Below are 21,219 nucleotides of genomic sequence, written 5' to 3' on the forward strand. Positions count from 1 at the left end.
AAACTTAAAAGCAACTAAACCAATAAGTTATAACAATAACATTTGCTATAGCACACAAGTAAAAAAGATGCTCCTGAATAGATTGAGCATCTCTTTCCTTTTTATAAAAAATAAATGATTAATACAATTATTAGTGGCACTAGTAGAGTAAATGAACCTATCGATACATAATGCCTTTTTTCTTCCCGACCATAATAATACTCAATCATAATATAGCTTAACATGGAGATAACAAAAAATCCGAATATTGCAGCTGTATATATAAACCACCCATTTATATTAAATAAAATTAAAGCCGCTCCTTGTATAAAATTAGCAATATATATTGTACTTTGATGGCCTGTATTTATATATTTTGGCTCCTTTGGAATGCTAAACTTTTTTCGAATTGCTTTTTCTAAAAGCCACCTTAGAAAGAGAGCAATTATTAAAAATGTAAGCATCTCACCGAAACTAATATCTTTTTCATCTTTTCGCATAAGAGCAATAAATGATGAAGCAGTGTCGCCATCTTCCACTTTGTAAAAGATATTTGTATGTCGATCACTAAAAGCTAGCTGCTCATTGTTTAAGAACACTTTTAGTTGCACAACTTGCCCATTGTCAAACTCTACCCATACATCACGAAATGCATAATAATCATTGTCCTTCTTCGATATAACTGCTTTTTGAAGTGCATTAGCAATGAGCTTTGTTTCCGAATCTTTTTTATAAGTCTGTTGCACTAAGATCCAGCCAGTTCTTCCAGCCTTAAAGGAATCTTCCTCCCAATTTTGCGCAATAGTAAACTGTTTAACCTCATGCTGGGCTAGTTCAACAATCGAAGCATGCTTAGCTGTATCTACTTGCTTCCATGGACCAATTACAATCAAAAAGAGGATCGTCACGACTGCTCCAATGATAATCGTTGGATATTGCCATTTACGAGGTTGTTTATCTTGCTGATATACATTTTGCAAAATTCGCTCCTGCAATTGTTGTGAAAAACGCGGGGCTTCTCCAAGCTCTTTATCCAGTTTATCCTTAAAAGATGTCATCTTCTAGCACCTCCCAATGACTTTTGTCCAGTTTTTCCTGCAAAATTTGTCTAGCTCTACGTAGTCTTGTTTTCACTGTATTTTCTGCACATGCAAGAACCTCTGCTATCTCTCGAACCTTTAATTCCTGATAATAATAAAGAATAATTACTTCTCGATAGGTGATTGGAAGCTCAAACAAAGTGGCTGTCAAAATTCTCCGCTCATCCTTTTCAAGCAAATTTGTTTCAGGCGATCGTTTACTGACTCCAATGTGCAGCTTTTCAAATAAAATATGACGCTTATTTTTCCAACTTCGTAAATAGTCATGACTTTTATGTACTGTTATTTTTACTAAATATGTTTTTAGTGAGGATCGTTGTTCAAAGCGCTCTTGTTGCTGGTAATAAGCGAAAAATACATCTTGAACAATTTCTTCTGCAATAGCCCAGTCTTTAACATATAAATAAGCTACACGAAGACAATATTCACCATGCTCATCCATAATATTTGCTAAATGCTCACTCAAACAAACACCTCCTATTCCCATTCACACTATAGTCGTATCGAAATCTCAGTTGGTTTCAGTAAAAAACAATTTTTTCATAGTAAAAGGGCTAATATTAACAGATACATATGTTTCAGCACTAAAACGTGTGGTTAATTCCAGTTCCGGCTGGGGCGTTCGATAAAATGTAAAAAAAGACAGAATCAAAATTTGATTCTGCCTTTAATCTTATATTAATGAAATAACCCAACCATTAAAAGTGCTTCTATTAAGACTCACCTGTTCTGTAACATGTAATCTTAGCTTTTATAGTAGCATGTAAAAGTTGTTTCCTTCATTTATTTAACGACGATATTAACAAGCTTGCCTGGAATGACAATTATTTTTACTAAGTCTTTGCCTGCCATATACTCTTGTACTTTGTCATCTGCAAGTGCTACTTTTTCGATTTCTTCTTTTGAAGCATCTTTCGCTACGATGATTTTTGCACGTACTTTGCCGAGCACTTGTACAGCGATTTCCACTTCATCATCAACAAGTTTAGACTCATCATATGTTGGCCATTGCGCATATGAAAGTGTTTCGCCATGACCTAATATTTGCCATAACTCTTCAGCAACGTGTGGAACCATTGGAGCTAGCATCTTCACAAAGCCTTCAGCGTATGCTGTTGGGATAACATCCGCTTTGTAGCAATCATTGATGAATACCATCATTTGTGAAATAGCTGTATTGAAGCGAATACCTTCGTAATCCTCTGTCACTTTTTTCACAGTTTGATGATATGACTTTTCAAGCGTTTTGTCTTCTGAAGCTTGAATTTTCGCAGCGATTGTACCGTCTTCTTCATTGACAAATAAACGCCAAATACGATCTAAGAAGCGGCGTGCCCCGTCCAAGCCATTTGTTGACCATGCAACAGAAGCTTCAAGGGGACCCATAAACATTTCATATAGACGTAAAGTATCAGCACCGTGTGAAGAAATGATTTCATCAGGGTTAACGACATTGCCTTTTGATTTAGACATTTTTTCATTACCTTCACCAAAAATCATCCCTTGGTTAAATAATTTGTGGAATGGCTCTTTCGTGTGTACAACGCCTAAATCGTATAATACTTTGTGCCAGAAGCGCGCGTATAGTAAGTGTAATACTGCATGCTCTGCCCCACCGATATAAATATCAACTGGTAACCAACGTTTTAGTAACTCAGGGTCCGCAATTGCTTCTTTATTTGTTGGGTCAATATAACGTATGAAGTACCAGCTTGAACCTGCCCACTGTGGCATTGTGTTCGTTTCGCGACGACCTTTTTTGCCTGTTTCAGGGTCAACAACATTTACCCATTCAGAAATATTCGCTAGTGGAGATTCACCAGTACCTGAAGGACGAATATTATCTGTTTTTGGTAGCATTAATGGTAATTCTGATTCCGGCACTGGTGTCGTTGTACCATCTTCCCAATGAATCATAGGGATTGGCTCACCCCAGTAACGTTGACGAGAGAATAACCAATCGCGAAGACGGTAAGAGATTTTCTTCTCCCCTACGCCTTTTTCCTCAAGCCATTCAATTGCTTTAGCAATACCGTCCTCTTTGTTTAAGCCATCAAGGAAGTCAGAGTTAATGTGCTTACCATCTCCTGTGAATGCTTCTTTACTAATGTCTCCACCTTCAAGAACAGGGATAATTTCTAAGCCAAATTCTGTTGCAAATTCATAGTCGCGCTCATCATGTGCTGGAACCGCCATGATTGCACCTGTACCATATGATACTAATACGTAGTCTGCAATCCAAATCGGCATTTTTTTACCGTTAATCGGATTCACTGCATAGGCACCTGTGAATACACCTGTTTTTTCTTTCGCTAAATCTGTACGCTCTAAATCAGACTTCATTTTTACTTTATCTAAATAAGCTTCAACAGCTTGACGTTGTTCGGCAGTTGTAATTTGCTCCACTAATTGATGTTCAGGTGCAACAACACAGTATGTAGCACCAAATAATGTATCAGGACGAGTTGTAAACACTGTGAAGAATTCATTTGTGCCATCTATACTAAATGTTACTTCTGCACCTTCCGAACGACCAATCCAGTTACGTTGCATATCCTTAATAGACTCTGGCCAATCAACTTCCTCTAAGTCATCGATTAAACGATCAGCATAGGCAGTAATTTTAAGCATCCATTGCTTCATCGGACGACGTTCTACAGGGTGACCACCACGCTCTGATTTTCCATCAATAACTTCTTCGTTTGCAAGTACTGTACCAAGTGCTGGACACCAGTTTACAGCTACTTCATCTACATAGGCTAAACCTTTTTTGTAAAGTTGGATAAAGATCCATTGTGTCCATTTATAATATTCTGGATCTGTTGTATTAATTTCACGATCCCAATCATAGCTAAAGCCTAGCTCTTGGATTTGACGCTTGAATGTCGCAATATTTTTCGCTGTAAATTCTGCCGGGTCATTTCCTGTATCAAGTGCATATTGTTCAGCTGGTAAACCGAATGCATCCCAACCCATAGGATGTAGGACGTTATAGCCTTGCATGCGCTTGAAGCGTGAAAGGATGTCTGTCGCTGTGTAGCCCTCTGGATGTCCTACATGAAGGCCTGCACCAGATGGGTATGGGAACATATCTAACGCATAAAATTTTGGTTTTTCTGTTTCATTTTCAGTTTTGAAAGTTTTATTATCAGCCCAATATTGCTGCCACTTTTTTTCAATTTGTTGATGATTAAAACTCATTATTTTTCCTCCTTTGAACGTGTCATGCTTTTCATCTTAAGAATTGACAAAATATTTAAAAAATAAAAAACTCGTCCCTTTCTTCATTAGAAAGGGACGAGAAAATTTTTATCTCCCGCGGTACCACCCAAATTAGTGATCACACTCGACTTAAGCTTCCTTAACGCGGAAGGAACGGCACGCGTTGTTTCACGCGGGCAGACTCAGAAGGCGAGTTCAATTTGCTTTCCTACTAGCTCCCACCAGCCGCTAGCTCTCTAAAAAGAACCACAAATTTACTATTCCTCATCACTGTCTTTACATGTATTGCATTTATTCTAATGGAAAGTACTGAAAAGCACAAGACTTTGTTTACAGACTACCCATTATTGAACAATTCAATCCCTATGAAGGTAGCAATATCCGAAATAAGTTGTGTCCATAGAGCTCGCTTAACATGATCTTTAGATAAATTTCATAGAATCCAAACAATTAGTGGGATTAAGATAGGTGCAAAGAGAACACCCCAATACGAAAACAGAGACAGGAATTCATCTCCTTATTTATTGGAATTTAGGACCATCACCATAACGTGTGGTTGATTTCCGTTTATTTGTCTACAAATACCAAAATGCCATCATTTTAAACTACAAGAAAGCTCTGTAAAGATAACCCCTAGCGCATAAGCACCAGCATCCGGATAGCCTAAGCTTCTTTCCCCTACTGTACCGGCGCGGCCCATTCGAGCTACGATTTCTTTTGTATATTCTGCTCCTTTAACAGCAGCCTCTGCTCCTTTTTCAAAAGCAGTTTTAAAATCCGCACCAGTTGCAGCGCTTTCTGACCAAGTATTTACACAAGGAACAAGCGCATCTACAAGCGTTTTATCGCCTACCTCTGCCCCTCTTCCGAAAGAGCGCTCTCCGATAGACTGTATACCTTTTAGCGTAGCTTGCAACATTTCAGCAAACTCTCCGACTGTTAATTCCATTTTTCCTTCTACAGCTTTACCTGCCGCTCGGAAAGCCCCACCCCAAATTGGACCAGAAGCTCCTCCGCAATGTTCCATAATGATCATAGAACACGCATCAAGGAAAGTCCCAATATTTAAATGTTCTTGATCTAGAATCGAACTCCATCCACTTTTTAATTGCTTAAATCCTTTAGCGACGCTCATTCCGAAATCGCCATCGCCTGCATGGGTATCCAATTCACAGAAAGGCACTTCATTCTTAATAATAATTTCGCTCATTTTATCTACGAGATAAATCATATTATTTAATGTGATTACCTCACGCTTGATGATAGCGTGTTCTTCTGCTGTTTCCGTCTCAAAGAAAACTTGCTTCTCTTCTACGTGGTCATTCATATCTACATATTCTACACTCTCTACTGGTCCATCTACTTTCAATGCAGGTGTATTACATTCTTTCGATAGTAATGTTTTCAGCTCATCATCTAGTTTCATTACTGTTAGAGAAATCCCAGCCATATCAATACTTGTCATGTAATTGCCGACAAACGTTCTATTAATTCGTATATTTCTTTTACTCAACTCTCTAGTTACTGCATTGTTAAACAGATAAAGTTCTTGAAGGGGTGTACCGCCGAATCCATTTACTAGAACAGCAATTTCAGCATCTTCATCTAGCCCTAAATCTTTCATAAGATCATTTGTCATGCGGAAGGCTAATTCATCTGCAGTCATCATTTTTTCCCGTTTTCTTCCTGGCTCTCCATGAATACCGACGCCATATTCCATCTCATCTTCACCCAATTTGAAAGTCGGTGAGCCACTAGCCGGAACTGTACAGGAAGTTAGCGCTAGACCAATTGTTCGAACATTTGCCGCTGCTTTTTCCGCTACTGCTTTGACCTGCAGCAAATCCATACCTTCTTCTACAGCTGCACCCGCGATTTTATGAACTAACACAACTCCTGCAACGCCGCGGCGTCCTACAGTATAAAGGCTATCTTCTACTGCAATATCATCATCTACGCGGACATACTCTACTTGAATGCCATCCTCAGTAGCTAGGTAAGCACCATTTTTAAAGTTCATAATATCTCCGCTGTAATTTTTAATAATGAGCAGTGTACCTTTTTTACTAGCTGTTGCTTTAATTGCTTGATATACCTGTATTTGAGAAGGAGAAGCAAAGACGTCACCGCATACTGCAGCATCCAGCATTCCTTTTCCTACTAACCCCGCATGTGCCGGTTCATGTCCACTACCGCCACCGCTAATTAAAGTTACCTTATTTTCATTCATTTCTTTTTTCTTAATTACTTTATATTTTTTTAACAACTCAAGTTCCGGATGAGCCATAACCATCCCATTGCACATTTCCATAACGAGTGTTTCAGGTTGATTCATAATTTTTTTCATTTTTATTCCTCCCCTGTAGGTTCTGTTATATTATTCGCAGTCTATTCGTATCTACACTTTCATAAATATATTAATTCATAAAGAAGATTTCTGCCATGATCATCCCATCCTGAATTACGCTACATTTGAAAGGGTATTCCTATTATCTATAGTAAAATGTAAGCGTTTTACGACAGAATAAACGATTTGTCTAAAGACGCTCATTTCACTAATAGAAATAAGAACGAATAAAGTTGTGGTGATGATTATAATAACCTCTTGAGCCGTTCATCTTCAAGATAACTTACCGCCCGTTACCGCGGGATAAAGTGAAACTTTAAGCAGTGGGGATTTTCTCCATCCCCACTGCTTATTAGTCTTCACCAATCGGGCAGTTAGGGGCAGTTAATCTATTTACTGCCCCTTGCTGCGGGATAATTTCTGACACTCACGAAAAGCAAAATGCTGACATCCAATGCATTTATTTGTATCTAAATAGCTTAAAGCTTTATTTATTGCTTCTCCTGTATGCTGATAGAAATTCTCTTCACCAATTTCAGCATATAAGCCATTGTTTTGTAGTGCTAATTTCAATTCATCTTGCACTCCTGTAACTAAAATGATGCCACCCTGTGCTTCAAAATTCCGAATGATATTACCGAAATATGCCTCACCAGTTGAATCCATAAAAGGAACTTTACTCATGCGTAATATCAAAACTTTTTGTTGTTGATGTATGGAACCTACAATTGCCTGCTCAAAAGTTTGAGCTGCACCAAAGAAAAGCGGACCCTCAATTGTATAAATACTAATTTGTGGACAGTCACGTTTCTGATGAACAACATGCGATTGCACTTTTCCGCTCTTTAACGAATGGTCTGGTAATACCTTTGTTACTACAAGTTTTTCGCTCATACGCTTCGCAAATAATACAACGGCTAACACAAGCCCCACCTCTACAGCTAATGTTAAACTTGTAAAAACGGTAAGAAGAAACGTAATGATTAAAACGAGGGAATCTCCTGATTTTAATTTAACGATGTGCGCAAAGTGCTTTTGCTCACTCATATTCCAAGCTACGACCATTAGAACTGGGGCCATACTTGCTAATGGAATATGTGAAGCAAAGGGCGCTAATAATAATAAAGTGACTAATACAAATACACCGTGAATAATACCTGATATTGGTGATGCTGCACCTGTTTTAATATTTGTCGCAGTACGAGCAATAGCCCCCGTTGCAGGGATCCCTCCAAAGAAAGGAGTGACGATATTAGCAATTCCTTGACCAACAAGTTCGCGATTACTATTATGTTTTGTATTTGTCATTCCATCTGCTACTACTGCAGATAGAAGTGATTCAATTCCGCCTAGCATAGCAATCACAAAGGCTGGTCCAATAAGTAGCTGAATTCGCTCCCATGTGATATCTGGAATCGCGAAATTCGGTAATGTATTCGGAATTTGACCATAGGCTGTTGCTATTGTGGCAACTTGTCCAGAAAAAAAGAACGTTGCAACTAATGTAGAAACAACAATGCCTGCTAACGCCCCTGGAACTTTGGGTAAAACTTTAGGTGTTATTAAAATAATGATTAGACTAATGATTGCCGTTAAAATACTATAAAAGTTTGTTGTACCAATATGCATAACGATTTCTTTTACATTGTCAATAAAATACTCATGTCTTTTAATATTAGTCAAACCTAAGAAATTGGCGATTTGGCCTGTAAAAATAATAACTGCAATTCCTGCTGTAAAACCTATCGTCACGGGTCGAGGGATAAATTTTATTAATGAGCCAAGTTTAAAAATACCCATTAAACACAAAATAATCCCGGCCATTAATCCAGCAACGAGTAAGTTTTCATAGCCGTACGATATGACTACCCCTAACAAAATTGGCACAAATGCACCTGTAGGTCCTCCGATTTGATACTTCGAACCACCAAAAAGAGAAATAAGTATTCCAGCAATAAAAGCTGTATATATTCCATACTCAGGCTTAACACCTGACGCAATGGCAAAGGACATTGCCAGCGGTATTGCCACAATCCCGACAATAATCCCCGAAATTAAATCTTTCTTCAAATGATGAACAGAATATCCTTCATATCGTCCTGTAAACAGCGACTTCATCTATAAATCTTCCCTTCAAAATAATAAGCAAGGTAAATGCTTCATAAGAACTCAGTCTACAAAATTTACATATCCTCTTCATTATTTTCATTAATAGTCATTTCTTCTAATCTTGAAATTGTATTTATCAAATGATTGTTGAAAATATCTTTTGCAACACCAAGTAATTCTCCAATCATCGGATCGCTTAAAGAATAGTAAACTTTTTTCCCCTCTTTCGTCCCATGCACAATATTTTTGCCTCGTAATACACTTAATTGCTGAGAAACAGCTGAGCCTTCTTTTTCTAAGCAGCTTTGAATTTCATTGACGTTTTTTTTACCATCTACTAATAATTCTAGTATTCTGATTCGTAACGGATGTGCTAAAGCTTTAAAAAAATCTGCCTTAAACTGCTGCAAGCTCTCGTCCACATAAATCCCTCCAAGGAACTTCATTTTCATATATTCAAATATTTGAATATGTATGATTGATTGTACGCTACTATAAGCTAACTTTCAATATCAAAAACTAAAAAACGAGCGAAAAACGTGTTTACTACACAGTTTTTGCTCGTTTCCGGAAAAATTTTGTTAAATTTAACCTATTAATCTATCACTGTTTTATTCTTTCGTAAAGGATAATCATAGATAAGACATGGAATAATCGCAAACAATACTATAATTACTAGAATTAATACGAGTACAATCATGCCAAACTGATCGACCATAATACCACCAAATAGAGGACCAATCATACGACCAGTTGTTGCCGCACTATTAATAATCCCTTGATAAAAGCCCTGACGCCCTTTTGGTGCAAGCTGATTGGCGATGGTAGGCAAAGCAGGCGTATAAAACATTTCACCAAAAGTCAGCACAACCATTGCTGCCCCAAACATTTTAAAATCACTTGCAAATGCAATGATTGCAAAGGATATTGCGATAAGGATCACGCCAAATACTAATTGACGCTTCAAATTATGTTCCCAACGTTTCACTAGCGGTGCAATTAGCGGTTGCCCTAAAACGATAAGTAGACCATTAATCGTCCAAAGTAAGCTGTACTGTTTCAATCCTAATCCTAGATCTTGCGTATAGGAAGAAATCGTCGCACTCCATTGTGAATAAGCTAACCAGCATAGTACAGAGGAAGAACTTATAATTAATAATGCATAAAACGGCGCTTTATTTATAATTCGCTTACTTTCACCCAAGACATTCTTCGGTGCAATGCTCCCCGCTTCTAATCGTTTAAAAGTAAACAACGCTATAAAAAAGAACAAAATATACATAGCTAAGTTGACCTTAAAGACGTAGTCAAATTTGTAATCAGCAACAACGCCGGCAAGTGCAGGACCAATTGCTACTCCTAAATTTTGAGCTAAATAAATTGCGTTAAAGGCCTTTCGTCCACCCTCAGGCCACGCAGTTCCAGCTAAAGCAAACATCCCTGGGAAAACAATACCCCCACTAAAGCCAAGAATCGTTAAAATCCACACATAATGTGGCCAGCCGTGCCAAATCGTTAAAGCAATTAAAGAGGCAATCGTCAAAAGAATGCCTAACATTGTTGATTTATAGCCGCCTATTCTATCAAATAAATAACCACCTAAGAGATTTCCTAATACGCCAGCAGCAGAATTCAACATCAACACAAAGCCAGCCATCGCAAGTGACTTCCCTAAATAATCGTGCATATAAATGGCGTTTAATGGCCATAAAAATGAGTTGCCCGTCGTATTCACAAGCATTCCGATAATTAAAAACCAAACACTTTTTGGCATAGAATGTCCTCCGTTATTTCGGTACTCTAAATAGTTAGTTTATGTTGAAAAATACAAAAGCACAAGAAAAATAAATTTACACTTTTTACATAGGCTTTAGAAATTTTTTTTTGTAGTTTTTTTTCGCTCCTCCTCATGATTTACTCCGGTCGATGTACTTTTCGCTTGGCTTCCCTCATCATTCGCAACATAATATTAAATTCTTCCCCCATGACGGAAGCACTAGCACGTGATAAAATATAGTGTTAGAGGAGTGAAATAAATGACAGAAACAAACTTTCCTTTTCCTTCAGATGGAAAAAGATATTATACATGGAATCGCTATTTACGTGAGCAATTTGGTCATAAAGTTTTTAAGGTAGCACTAGACGCGGGCTTTGACTGCCCAAATCGTGATGGTACCGTTGCCTTTGGAGGTTGCACATTTTGTAGTGCTGCCGGTTCAGGTGATTTTGCAGGCAATAAAGTTGATCCTATCGAGGTACAATTTGCTGAAATTCGTGACAAAATGCATCAAAAATGGAAGGACGGCAAATACATGGCCTACTTCCAAGCGTATACAAATACACATGCACCACTACCAGTATTAAAAGAAAAATTTGAAGCAGCCTTAGCCCAAGAAGGTGTTGTTGGATTATCCATCGCAACACGCCCAGACTGTCTGCCAGATGATGTAGTTGAATATTTAGCTGAATTAAACGAGCGTACCTATTTATGGATTGAGCTCGGACTTCAAACTGTGCATGAAAAAACAGCAAATCTTATCAACCGCGCCCACGATTATGCAACCTATGTGGAAGGTGTTGAAAAGTTGCGAAAACATGGTATTCGTGTGTGCTCACACATTATTAATGGCCTTCCTCTTGAAGACTATGACATGATGATGGAAACTGCGCGAGAAGTTGCAAAGCTTGATGTACAAGGTATTAAAATTCATTTACTGCACCTTTTAAAAGGTACACCAATGGTGAAGCAATATGAAAAGGGCATGTTAGAATTTTTAGATCAGGACATTTATACAAAACTTGTAGCAGATCAGCTTGAAATTCTACCACCAGATATGGTTATTCACCGTATCACAGGCGATGGACCAATTGATTTAATGATTGGCCCAATGTGGAGTGTAAATAAATGGGAAGTGTTAAATGGAATTGACGCTGAGCTTGAGCGCCGTGGAAGCTGGCAAGGGAAATTTTATAAAGCTGAGGATGCCAAATGAAGCTACAACGTGTTTTACAATATGCCCAGCAGCTAATAAAAGATACTGTTAAAGAAGGCGACACTGTAGTGGATGCTACAGCTGGAAACGGCCACGACACATTATTTCTAGCTGAGCTTGTCGGCGATGAAGGTCAAGTGTACGCCTTTGATGTTCAAAAGAGCGCTGTTGATGCAACTCTCCATCGCCTTTTAGATAATGGCTTAGAGCATCGTGCACTTGTTTTACATAGAGGGCATGAAGAAGTAGCCAATTATGTCCACAAGCCAGTAGCTGCTGCAATTTTTAATCTTGGTTATTTGCCTGGTAGTAATCACGACATCATTACACAGCCAAATACTACGTTACAAGCAATTGAAGATTTGCTAAAGCTGCTCAAAATCGGTGGTCTTATTGTCCTTGTCATTTATCACGGTCATCAGGGTGGTAAGGAAGAACGAGATGCTGTGATAGAATATGTCAGTCAACTTCCCCAAAAATATGTACATGTATTAAAATACGAGTTTCTAAATCAACAAAATGATCCACCCTTTGTGATTGCTTTAGAAAAAATGAAAGATTATCCTTTAGCTAATCCTTCTATGCCTGAAATAAGATAAATCTCGGGCTTTTTTTGAGGCTCTTCCACCATAACGTGGAGTTGATTTCCGTTACGACTGGGCGCTTTCCTGGGGGGCGTCCGATGAGTCTTTTTTATAAAACAAAAAAGCTATCTAATAGAATGTTTTAATCTACTAGATAGCTTTCTCGTTATTATCTATTTATTTTTACGTTTTTCATTATAATCTACCCAGAAATCTGCACCTTTAATTCCTAGTTTACGAGGATCAAAAACAGGATCTTTTCCTTCTTTTTTCTGTTTCTCATAATCCTTTAATGCGACTATAGCAGGCTTCATAATAATTAAAATTGCTATAACGTTAATCCAAACCATTAAGCCCAATCCAACATCCCCCATAGCCCAAGCAAGGTCGGAAGTGCGGATTGTACCGTAAAATGCAGAAATTAAAATTGCAAATTTAGCCAGCCAAATGACGACTTTTTCTGTAGCTCCTGAGAATAAATAAGCTACGTTTGTTTCGGCAATATAGTAGTATGCCATAATTGTCGTAAAAGCAAAGAAGAATAAGGCAATTGCTACGAATGGTCCGCCAAAACCTGGTAGTGAGGAATCGACTGCATATTGTGTGTATGCTGCGCCTTCTTTAATACTTTTCGCAAATGTGATTTGTTCTTCTCCAGTTAATCCGCCTTTATTGAAATCACCAACATAAACATATGAATCAGCGCCATCTGCTGCTTTTTCATCGTGTACATTATACATACCAGTAAATAAAATCATAAATGCTGTAGCTGTACAGATTAATAAAGTATCAATATATACGGAAGCTGCTTGTACGATACCTTGTTTAGCAGGGTGTGATACTTCTGCTGCTGCTGCTGGATGCGCACCTGTCCCTTGACCTGCCTCATTTGAATAAATACCGCGTTTAACCCCCCATGCAATAGCGGAGCCAATAATACCACCAAAGATTTCATGCGCACCAAATGCGCTAGAAAAAATTAATGAAAATACAGCGGGTACTTCTTTAATATTCATTGCAATAATGATGATGGCCATCAGAATATATGCTAATGCCATAAACGGTACAATGATCTGTGCAGCATTGGCAATCCATTTAACACCACCGATAATAATAGTACCTAATAATACAACAATAATAAGTCCTGTAATCCAAGTCTTAACATCGAAAGCGTTTTCAACCGCTGTCGCAATTGCATTCGACTGAACACCCGGCATCAAAACTAACATGGCAGCTAATGCGGCAACAGCAAAAATTACTGCAAACCACTTTTGCCCCATTCCTTTCTCTATGTAAAAAGCTGGCCCGCCACGATATTCTGTATCTTTCTCTTCTTTATAAATTTGAGCTAACGTCGACTCAACGTATGCAGTTGCCGCACCGATAAATGCGATTGCCCACATCCAAAAAACAGCACCAGGTCCCCCCATCCCGATTGCTGTAGCTGTACCTGCAATATTACCTGTACCTACACGACCAGATAATGCGATAGACATCGCTTGGAAAGACGAAATCCCCTTTTCTGACTTTTCGCCTTTAAACATTAAAACAAACATATCTTTAATGTGCCTTACTTGTAGGAACCGTGTAATGATTGAAAAAAAGAGCCCAATTAGCAAAATGCCATAAATAAACCACGGTCCCCATAAAATCTCATTAATTTTCCCAACGATTGCTTCCATTTTACCCCTCCAATGTGAAAAATAATACTTTAAGTCATTATAGTATTACACTTTTCAGAAAATTACAATATTATATTCAAGTAACAGAAAGTTAGTAATTTTTCTAGTTAATCGGAGAGGTAATTCACTATTCAATTATATAGCCAATTCTTCGAAGAGCATTATTAATAAAATCACGTATATACACAAAAATCTCGTCACGCTCTACTTCATGAAATAGATTATGATAGCAGTTTGCCCATTCTTTGAATTGAAACTCTGTAAATTCCATCTGATATAGCCAGTTACGTGTTTGTTTAGTTTCAGTAATATTATCTTTTTCAGCTGTCATAACTAACATAGGCATATTAGGGAATTCAGCCTTAGGCAATAACACTAAATTGCGCATCATTTGCTGTAATTCGCGGTACCATTTCACTGAAACGACTGACGAAAAAGGAACCTCATCCTTCATCTCATCTCTACCTACTACACTGCGCGTTAATGATTCTAAAGAAATTTCATGGGTCAGCTTCACATTTGCAGTCAGGGCACTTAAACTAGTTAAAGCATTTGATAGTTTACCTGGTAATAGCTTTAAATGAAGCCAAGGTGAAGTTAAGATAATCCCTGCGCATTCATATTTTCGTTTTTGCATGGTATGTAGTAATAGTGTCGCACCAAGCCCATGTCCTATTAAAAAGACAGGTAAATTATACGAAAAAGCATTCTCCATTAAATGCCTTGTATATTTGTTGTATTCTTTAAAATCTTCATCGTGAACACGCGAAAATCCTACATTTACTCCATGGTTAGGTAAATCCCCCATGACTATGTGGAAGCCTTCCATTCTAAGTTTTTCTATAAGCCATGCATACCATCGGTGATTTTCATATGCACCATGAAGAATAGCAACCACAGCCTTTGCTTGTCCATCAGCTTCCCATTTCCACATTTCACAAAGTCCTCCTAAAAAAATAATTACACAATGATTATATCGGAATATCTAGCTCATTTTAATTTTATATTTCCATCAAGTTGCGTATTTGATACGATAATATTACATCATAGAAAGAAAAGAGGCGATCCTCATGATCTATCCATTTAAAGGTAAAACACCAAATATCGATCCATCTGTTTTTATTGCCGATTATGCAACCGTTACTGGTGACGTTACAATAGGTGCTGAAACAACAATTTGGTTTAACACAGTTATTCGAGGGGATGTATCACCAACAATTATCGGAAAACGTGTTAGTATTCAAGACCTCTGTTGCTTACATCAAAGCCCTAAATATCCGCTCATTATTGAAGATGAAGTAACAGTCGGACATCAAGTAACTTTACATAGCTGTACGATTCGTAAAAAAGCCTTAATAGGTATGGGCTCTATAGTATTAGACGGAGCCGAGATTGGAGAGGGTGCATTCATTGGGGCGGGTAGTCTTGTACCTCCTGGCAAAGTCATTCCTCCAAATAGCTTAGCATTAGGTCGTCCTGCAAAGGTTGTAAGAGAATTAAACGATGAAGATAAAGAAGATATGGAACGCATCATACGTGAATATGTAGAAAAAGGACAATACTATAAAACACTTCAAGCAGAAAATAAATAGCTATTTTAACAGCTCCACGTTTGCTTGAACGACCAAGCCATCCATAAGAATGATTAGGAGCTTCTCTTTTTCGATAAAAACAGCGAAAGGGGCCATTAGAATGTTGAGCCCCTTTCTGTAATAGTATCTGTAATAGTATTTTAAAATATTTTTCCAGCTACTTTATTACTTTAGCTGAATAGCTTATAAGCCTGCTTTTTCTTTTAATGCGTCAGCTTTGTCTATTTGTTCCCAAGGTACATTTAAGTCTGTACGACCGAAGTGACCATATGCCGCAGTTTGCTTATAAATAGGGCGACGAAGGTTTAGCATTTTAATAACCCCTGCTGGGCGTAGATCAAATAGCTCGCGTACCCATTTTACAATTTCACTTTCCGTAACTTTTCCTGTCCCAAAAGTATCAACAGCAATAGATACAGGTTGAGCAACACCAATCGCATAAGCTAGTTGTACTTCAGCTCGTTCTGCTAAACCAGCTGCTACTATATTTTTTGCCACATAGCGTGCTGCATATGCCGCTGAACGGTCTACCTTAGTTGCGTCCTTACCAGAGAAAGCACCTCCACCATGACGTGCATAGCCACCGTATGTATCAACGATGATTTTACGTCCAGTTAGACCAGCATCCCCTTTTGGACCACCAATTACGAATCGTCCAGTTGGATTGATGAAATACTTAGTATTGGCATCTAGTAATTCACTTGGAACAACTGGAGCAATAACGAATTCTTTTAAGTCTGCTTGAATTTGCTCAAGTGTAGCTTCTTCGTCATGCTGTGTTGAAATGACAATCGTATCCACGCGAACTGGTACATTGTTTTCATCATATTCAATTGTTACTTGCGTTTTTCCGTCTGGACGTAAATATGCTAGTTCCCCAGATTTACGTACTTCCGTTAAACGACGAGCCAATTTATGCGCTAAACTAATTGGCAATGGCATAAGCTCTGGCGTTTCATTACATGCATAACCGAACATTAAGCCTTGGTCACCTGCACCAATTGCTTCAATGTCAGCATCTGTCATAGAGCCTTCACGCGCCTCTAATGCTTGGTCAACACCTTGAGCAATATCAGGTGATTGCTCACCAATAGCAACTAGTACTGCTAGGTTTTCAGCATCAAAGCCATATTTTCCACGTGTATAACCGATTTCTGCTACAGTATCACGAACGATACCTTTAATATCTACATAAGTAGAAGTAGTAATTTCTCCTGCTACTAAAACTAAGCCTGTTGTTACTGTTGTTTCACACGCTACACGTGCGTTTGGATCTTCAGCTAAAATAGCATCTAAAATGGCATCCGAGATTTGATCACAGATTTTGTCTGGATGTCCTTCTGTTACACTCTCTGATGTAAACAATCGACGGTTTGTCATTTGGTTTTCCTCCTATTACTTTTACCAATAATATTTGCGAATTAATACGGTACTCATTACCCATGTCAAGTCCACTCCTAAGGATTGAACTCTCAAGCCGTTGTTGCTGTCGCTACGTTTGCACTAAGTTTTCGCACAAAAACAGCTGCTGCTCTTAACACGAGAATTTCGAAAGATCCGTCATTTTAATAAGGAAAGGACTATATACTTACCTTTACATTCGTTTTTAACAATAAAAAAATCCTTTTCTCACGTTTATTTAACATGAGGAAAGGAATAATGACTTCATAACCTTTCACTCTTATCGTTCAAGGGGTTTCCCCTTGCATCAGGTTGGCACCAGCGCATGTCGTGAAATAGTTCATGCAGGTTGCCGGGTTTCACAGGGCCTGACCCTCCACCAGCTCGGGATAAGAGTATCCGTTCAATATCTCATAATACGGAAAAGGTCGAACGATGTCAAATGTTTTTAACTTCTTACAGCGGGTGTCCAAACACCCGCTGTAAGACCGGACGCAATTATGCCGAGGCATAATTGATTGTATTCTTATAAAGAAAGTATGGGATTTATAATTTGGATTATGCTGTAATTTGAAACAAAATAATCCCTATTCTCCACCTCACATCATGTGTTAACATATGTGTGACCCCTTTACAGCACATTTTGTAGCTACAGAACATGTGGTGGATGAATATGATTGTAGCCTCTTTTTAGTTGACGACAAGCTCCAACTGATAAAAAACCAGCTAAGACTTCACATCCTGTGCGAACCTCATGTTACCCAAGAGCTTCCAAACGCAATTTTGCTGTGGCGAAAGTGATTGTGTGATCACTTAATAAATAGGGTAAAAAGCATTATCAAAACGACTCAATTTACTTTTTGTCGTTTTCTTGAAAAGTAATAAAATCTGAAAAATAATTTCTGAATTAGTATAGATTATTTAAGCAATTGTGTTATACTATTTTTGAAATTAAGAAAATCTCCCTTGAACTCTAGGGAATACTATAAAAAAGGATGGTATTTAATCGATGAATTCAGTAGAAATTGCAAACGAACTGAAGGAATTATTAAGCGGCGGCAACATTAATGTTCAACTTTCAGTACCACAATTAGCTGAAAAGGCTACTTCTCGTGGTGAAGCTATGTTAACAGTAGATGGCGCAGTTCGTGCAGAAACTGGCAAATACACTGGTCGTTCACCTAAAGATAAATATACGGTAGAAGAAGATAGCACAAAGGATAAAATTGACTGGGGCAAAGTTAACCAACCAATTTCTTCTGAAGTGTTCGATAACTTATATGTAAAAGTAGTAAAATATTTAAAAGAACGTGACGAATTATTCGTATTCAAAGGCTTTGCTGGTGCTGACAAAGATTCACAATTAAGCATCCAAGTAATCAATGAGTACGCTTGGCACAATCTTTTCGCTCATCAATTATTCATCCGTCCAACTGAAGAAGAATTAGCTTCTCATGTTGCTGACTTCACGGTTATCTCAGCTCCTAACTTTAAAGCAGACCCTGCTGTTGATGGCACAGCTTCTGAAACTTTCATCATTGTATCACTTGAAAAGAAAATTATCCTAATCGGTGGAACTGAATATGCTGGTGAAATTAAAAAATCTATTTTCGGTATTATGAACTACTTATTACCACAACAAGGCATCCTTTCAATGCACTGCTCAGCAAACGTTGGTGAAGCTGGTGATGTTGCATTATTCTTCGGTTTATCTGGTACTGGTAAAACTACTTTATCTGCTGATCCTGACCGTAAGCTTATCGGTGACGATGAACACGGTTGGTCTGATAATGGTGTATTCAACATTGAGGGCGGTTGCTATGCAAAAACAATTAACCTTTCTGCTGAAAAAGAACCAGAAATCTACAACGCAATCCGCTTCGGTTCTGTTCTAGAAAACGTAGCTGTTGATCCAGAAACTCGAGTTTGTGACTATGATAATGGTTCATTAACAGAAAATACACGTGTAGCTTATCCAATCCAATACATTGAAAATATTGTTGATCCATCTGTTGCAGGTCACCCAAAAACAATCATCTTCTTAACAGCTGATGCATTTGGTGTATTACCTCCAATCAGTAAATTAACAAAAGAGCAAGCAATGTACCACTTCCTAAGCGGTTTCACATCTAAGCTTGCTGGTACAGAACGTGGTGTAACAGAGCCAGAACCAGTATTCTCAACTTGCTTCGGTTCTCCATTCCTTCCACTTCCAGCAACGGTTTATGCTGAAATGTTAGGTCAAAAAATTGACGAGCACGGTGCACAAGTATACTTAGTGAACACTGGTTGGACTGGTGGCGAATATGGTACTGGTAGCCGTATGAAGCTTTCTTACACTCGTGCAATGGTACGTGCTGCAATTGATGGCAAATTAGCTAATGTTGAAACAATTCAAGATTCAGTATTCGGATTAAACATTCCAACTGCTATTGAAGGTGTCCCAACAGAAGTACTTAATCCTCGTGATGCATGGACAGACAAAGCTGCTTATGATGCAAAAGCTGCTGAACTTGCTGGTTTATTCAACAAAAACTTCGAGAAATTCTCAAATGTTTCTGAAGCTATCACTAAACTTGGCGGTCCATTAAAATAATTTACTAAGCAAAGGGAACGATTTCAAAGTCGTTCCCTTTTTTGTGTTGAAGAAATATGGTCAAGCAAATCTTTGTGAATGTTTTGGAGCTTTAAATGAGGGTGATTTCCGTTCCATGTTACTCGCTTTCCTGAGAGCAAGCATCTGGCCGCTTTCGCATAGATAAACCATTGTTGCTGACGCTTCACTTTCACAAAAAAAAACTGTTGCCTGAAGTTTTGTTTTATTACTATAAATTAGAGTGACGCGTTGATTGGAGTGGAGACTGAGCGACTCCTTGGGGATCAGCGATATAGAGGAACGAAGGCTAAAAGCATCACGTCCTGTGATAACGCCTTCGTGACCAACATCCTGTTGGCCCGAGACCCTGGAGCGAGCAGCGCGAGTGAAGCGGCTCATCGGACGCCCCCAGGAAGCTCTGCTCTGTGCGAAAGCGAAGCGGCAGCAACAAAGCGCTCAGTCGGAACGGAAATCAACTCCCTCGTTTTGCCGAAGAGCCATACTTTAAGACACCTTAATTTCATGTATTTCAACAATATGCAAAGGGAACAATTAGAATCGTTCCCTTTTTTATCTCCCCTATTTTATAGAATTCTACTTTTCATATTAGTAACTTTGTGTATAATTCATAATAGTAGTTTTAGGGGGATATATATGAAAAGAAAATATAAAGTGATTATTACCATTGTCAGTCTTCTATTAGTATTGTTTGTTGTGGCTGGATTTTTTGCAGGGAATTATTTTTATAACTTCGCCTTAAATCCTAATACTGATAAATCAGCTGTGTTTAATGCTCCACACAATTCTATTGCTGTTAGTCCTAATGATGCTAAAGAAAAAGAAGAGAGTGAGAAGTGGTTTAAAGAGAATTATAAGGACTCTTATCTACAGTCTTTCGATGATTTGAAATTACATGCCTACACGCTTAAAAATACAAACGAAACAAATAAATGGGCAATTGTTTTCCATGGATATTCATCTGATGGCTCACAAATGACAAAGTATGCTAAACATTTTTATGATAAAGGCTACAATGTTCTCGTACCTGATGCAAGGGCTCATGGTAAAAGTGAGGGTGACTATATTGGTATGGGTTGGCATGATCGACTTGATGTAGTCTCTTGGATTAACAATGTTATCAGTTCTGATAAAAACGCTGAAATTGTTTTATATGGTGTTTCCATGGGAGGTGCTACAGTGATGATGGCCTCAGGAGAGGATCTACCTGGCAATGTTAAGGCTATTATTGAGGATTGTGGTTATTCCTCAGTTTGGAATGAATTCTCTTATCAATTGCAAGCAATTTTTAATTTACCCGAATTTCCTATTATGTATTTTTCTTCAATTGTCACGAAGTTAAGAGCTGACTATACGCTTGGTGAAGCTGATACCGTCAAGCAAGTAGCAAAATCGAAAACACCGATGCTATTCATTCATGGAAGTAATGATACATTTGTTCCATCGGATATGCTAAATGAAGTATATGAGGCCGCCAATGTACCGAAGGAGAAATTTATAGTTGAGGGTGCTGGACATAGTGGTGCAGAAAACGTTGCTGGAGACGCTTATTGGAAAACTATTAATAACTTTTTAGCAAAATATATAGAGTAAATG

General features: G+C 38.2%; 16 protein-coding genes, 1 riboswitch and 1 other annotated feature. Of the genes, 5 read left to right on the plus strand and 11 right to left on the minus strand.

Annotated elements, in window-relative coordinates; translation table 11 throughout:
- Positions 1-101: 101 nt before the first annotated feature.
- From AMS59_RS17755 to AMS59_RS17785, 7 genes are all read right to left on the minus strand, one after another.
- A complete protein-coding gene (locus AMS59_RS17755; RefSeq protein WP_053485056.1) occupies positions 102-1,037 on the minus strand; it encodes a hypothetical protein in 936 nt (311 codons plus the stop codon).
- Positions 1,024-1,545 (minus strand): sigma-70 family RNA polymerase sigma factor, encoded by a 522-nt coding sequence (locus tag AMS59_RS17760; RefSeq protein ID WP_053485057.1) that lies wholly within the window; start codon positions 1,543-1,545, stop codon positions 1,024-1,026. The genes AMS59_RS17755 and AMS59_RS17760 overlap by 14 nt, the downstream gene beginning before the upstream one ends.
- Before the next feature lie 317 nt (positions 1,546-1,862).
- Positions 1,863-4,280: a leucine--tRNA ligase gene (gene leuS, locus AMS59_RS17765; protein WP_053485058.1), complete on the minus strand. Its 2,418-nt coding sequence runs from the start codon at positions 4,278-4,280 to the stop codon at positions 1,863-1,865.
- A gap of 89 nt (positions 4,281-4,369) precedes the next feature.
- Positions 4,370-4,581: a binding site (T-box leader), on the minus strand.
- Positions 4,582-4,896: 315 nt separating this feature from the next.
- Positions 4,897-6,648 (minus strand): dihydroxyacetone kinase subunit DhaK, encoded by a 1,752-nt coding sequence (gene dhaK, locus AMS59_RS24460; protein ID WP_082337562.1) that lies wholly within the window; start codon positions 6,646-6,648, stop codon positions 4,897-4,899.
- Between the two features lie 393 nt (positions 6,649-7,041).
- Entirely contained in the window at positions 7,042-8,766 is a 1,725-nt protein-coding gene (locus tag AMS59_RS17775; protein ID WP_053485059.1) for a SulP family inorganic anion transporter, read from the minus strand.
- 65 nt (positions 8,767-8,831) lie between these two features.
- On the minus strand, positions 8,832-9,179 hold the full coding sequence (locus AMS59_RS17780) for a helix-turn-helix transcriptional regulator (RefSeq protein ID WP_053485060.1): 348 nt from the start codon (positions 9,177-9,179) through the stop codon (positions 8,832-8,834).
- 173 nt (positions 9,180-9,352) lie between these two features.
- A complete protein-coding gene (locus AMS59_RS17785) occupies positions 9,353-10,531 on the minus strand; it encodes an MFS transporter (RefSeq protein ID WP_053485061.1) in 1,179 nt (392 codons plus the stop codon).
- 262 nt (positions 10,532-10,793) lie between these two features.
- Between AMS59_RS17785 and AMS59_RS17790 the strand changes: the two genes are divergently transcribed.
- Positions 10,794-11,750, plus strand: a complete 957-nt coding sequence (locus AMS59_RS17790) for a TIGR01212 family radical SAM protein (RefSeq protein ID WP_053485062.1) — start codon at positions 10,794-10,796, stop codon at positions 11,748-11,750.
- Complete coding sequence (locus AMS59_RS17795) at positions 11,747-12,349, plus strand: class I SAM-dependent methyltransferase (RefSeq protein WP_053485063.1); 603 nt, start codon at positions 11,747-11,749, stop codon at positions 12,347-12,349. The genes AMS59_RS17790 and AMS59_RS17795 overlap by 4 nt, the downstream gene beginning before the upstream one ends.
- A 158-nt stretch (positions 12,350-12,507) precedes the next feature.
- On the opposite strand, the gene AMS59_RS17800 is transcribed toward AMS59_RS17795, so the two are convergent.
- Both AMS59_RS17800 and AMS59_RS17805 read right to left on the minus strand, forming a co-directional pair.
- Positions 12,508-14,016, minus strand: coding sequence for a sodium:alanine symporter family protein (locus tag AMS59_RS17800; protein WP_053485064.1), 1,509 nt, complete (start codon positions 14,014-14,016; stop codon positions 12,508-12,510).
- A 127-nt stretch (positions 14,017-14,143) separates the two neighbouring features.
- Complete coding sequence (locus AMS59_RS17805) at positions 14,144-14,950, minus strand: alpha/beta hydrolase (RefSeq protein WP_053485065.1); 807 nt, start codon at positions 14,948-14,950, stop codon at positions 14,144-14,146.
- 136 nt (positions 14,951-15,086) lie between these two features.
- Between AMS59_RS17805 and AMS59_RS17810 the strand changes: the two genes are divergently transcribed.
- Positions 15,087-15,608 carry a gamma carbonic anhydrase family protein gene (locus AMS59_RS17810; protein ID WP_053485066.1) on the plus strand — a complete coding sequence of 174 codons (522 nt, stop codon included), beginning with the start codon at positions 15,087-15,089 and terminating at the stop codon, positions 15,606-15,608.
- A 183-nt stretch (positions 15,609-15,791) separates the two neighbouring features.
- Here the strand turns inward: AMS59_RS17810 and metK are convergent, their stop codons facing one another.
- The gene (gene metK / locus AMS59_RS17815; RefSeq protein ID WP_053485067.1) at positions 15,792-16,988 is read right to left on the minus strand and encodes a methionine adenosyltransferase; all 1,197 of its coding nucleotides are present in this window, start codon (positions 16,986-16,988) and stop codon (positions 15,792-15,794) included.
- Between the two features lie 298 nt (positions 16,989-17,286).
- A riboswitch (SAM riboswitch) is annotated at positions 17,287-17,405 on the minus strand.
- Between the two features lie 613 nt (positions 17,406-18,018).
- On the opposite strand from metK, the gene pckA reads away from it, so the two are divergent.
- On the plus strand, positions 18,019-19,605 hold the full coding sequence (gene pckA, locus AMS59_RS17820) for a phosphoenolpyruvate carboxykinase (ATP) (RefSeq protein WP_053485068.1): 1,587 nt from the start codon (positions 18,019-18,021) through the stop codon (positions 19,603-19,605).
- Between the two features lie 60 nt (positions 19,606-19,665).
- Here pckA and AMS59_RS17825 read toward each other — a convergent pair whose 3' ends face one another.
- Complete coding sequence (locus tag AMS59_RS17825; RefSeq protein WP_053485069.1) at positions 19,666-20,004, minus strand: hypothetical protein; 339 nt, start codon at positions 20,002-20,004, stop codon at positions 19,666-19,668.
- Between the two features lie 255 nt (positions 20,005-20,259).
- On the opposite strand from AMS59_RS17825, the gene AMS59_RS17830 reads away from it, so the two are divergent.
- Positions 20,260-21,216 (plus strand): alpha/beta hydrolase, encoded by a 957-nt coding sequence (locus AMS59_RS17830; protein WP_053485070.1) that lies wholly within the window; start codon positions 20,260-20,262, stop codon positions 21,214-21,216.
- Positions 21,217-21,219: the final 3 nt, after the last annotated feature.

This window comes from Lysinibacillus sp. FJAT-14745, assembly GCF_001275675.1.
Classification (GTDB): domain Bacteria; phylum Bacillota; class Bacilli; order Bacillales_A; family Planococcaceae; genus Lysinibacillus.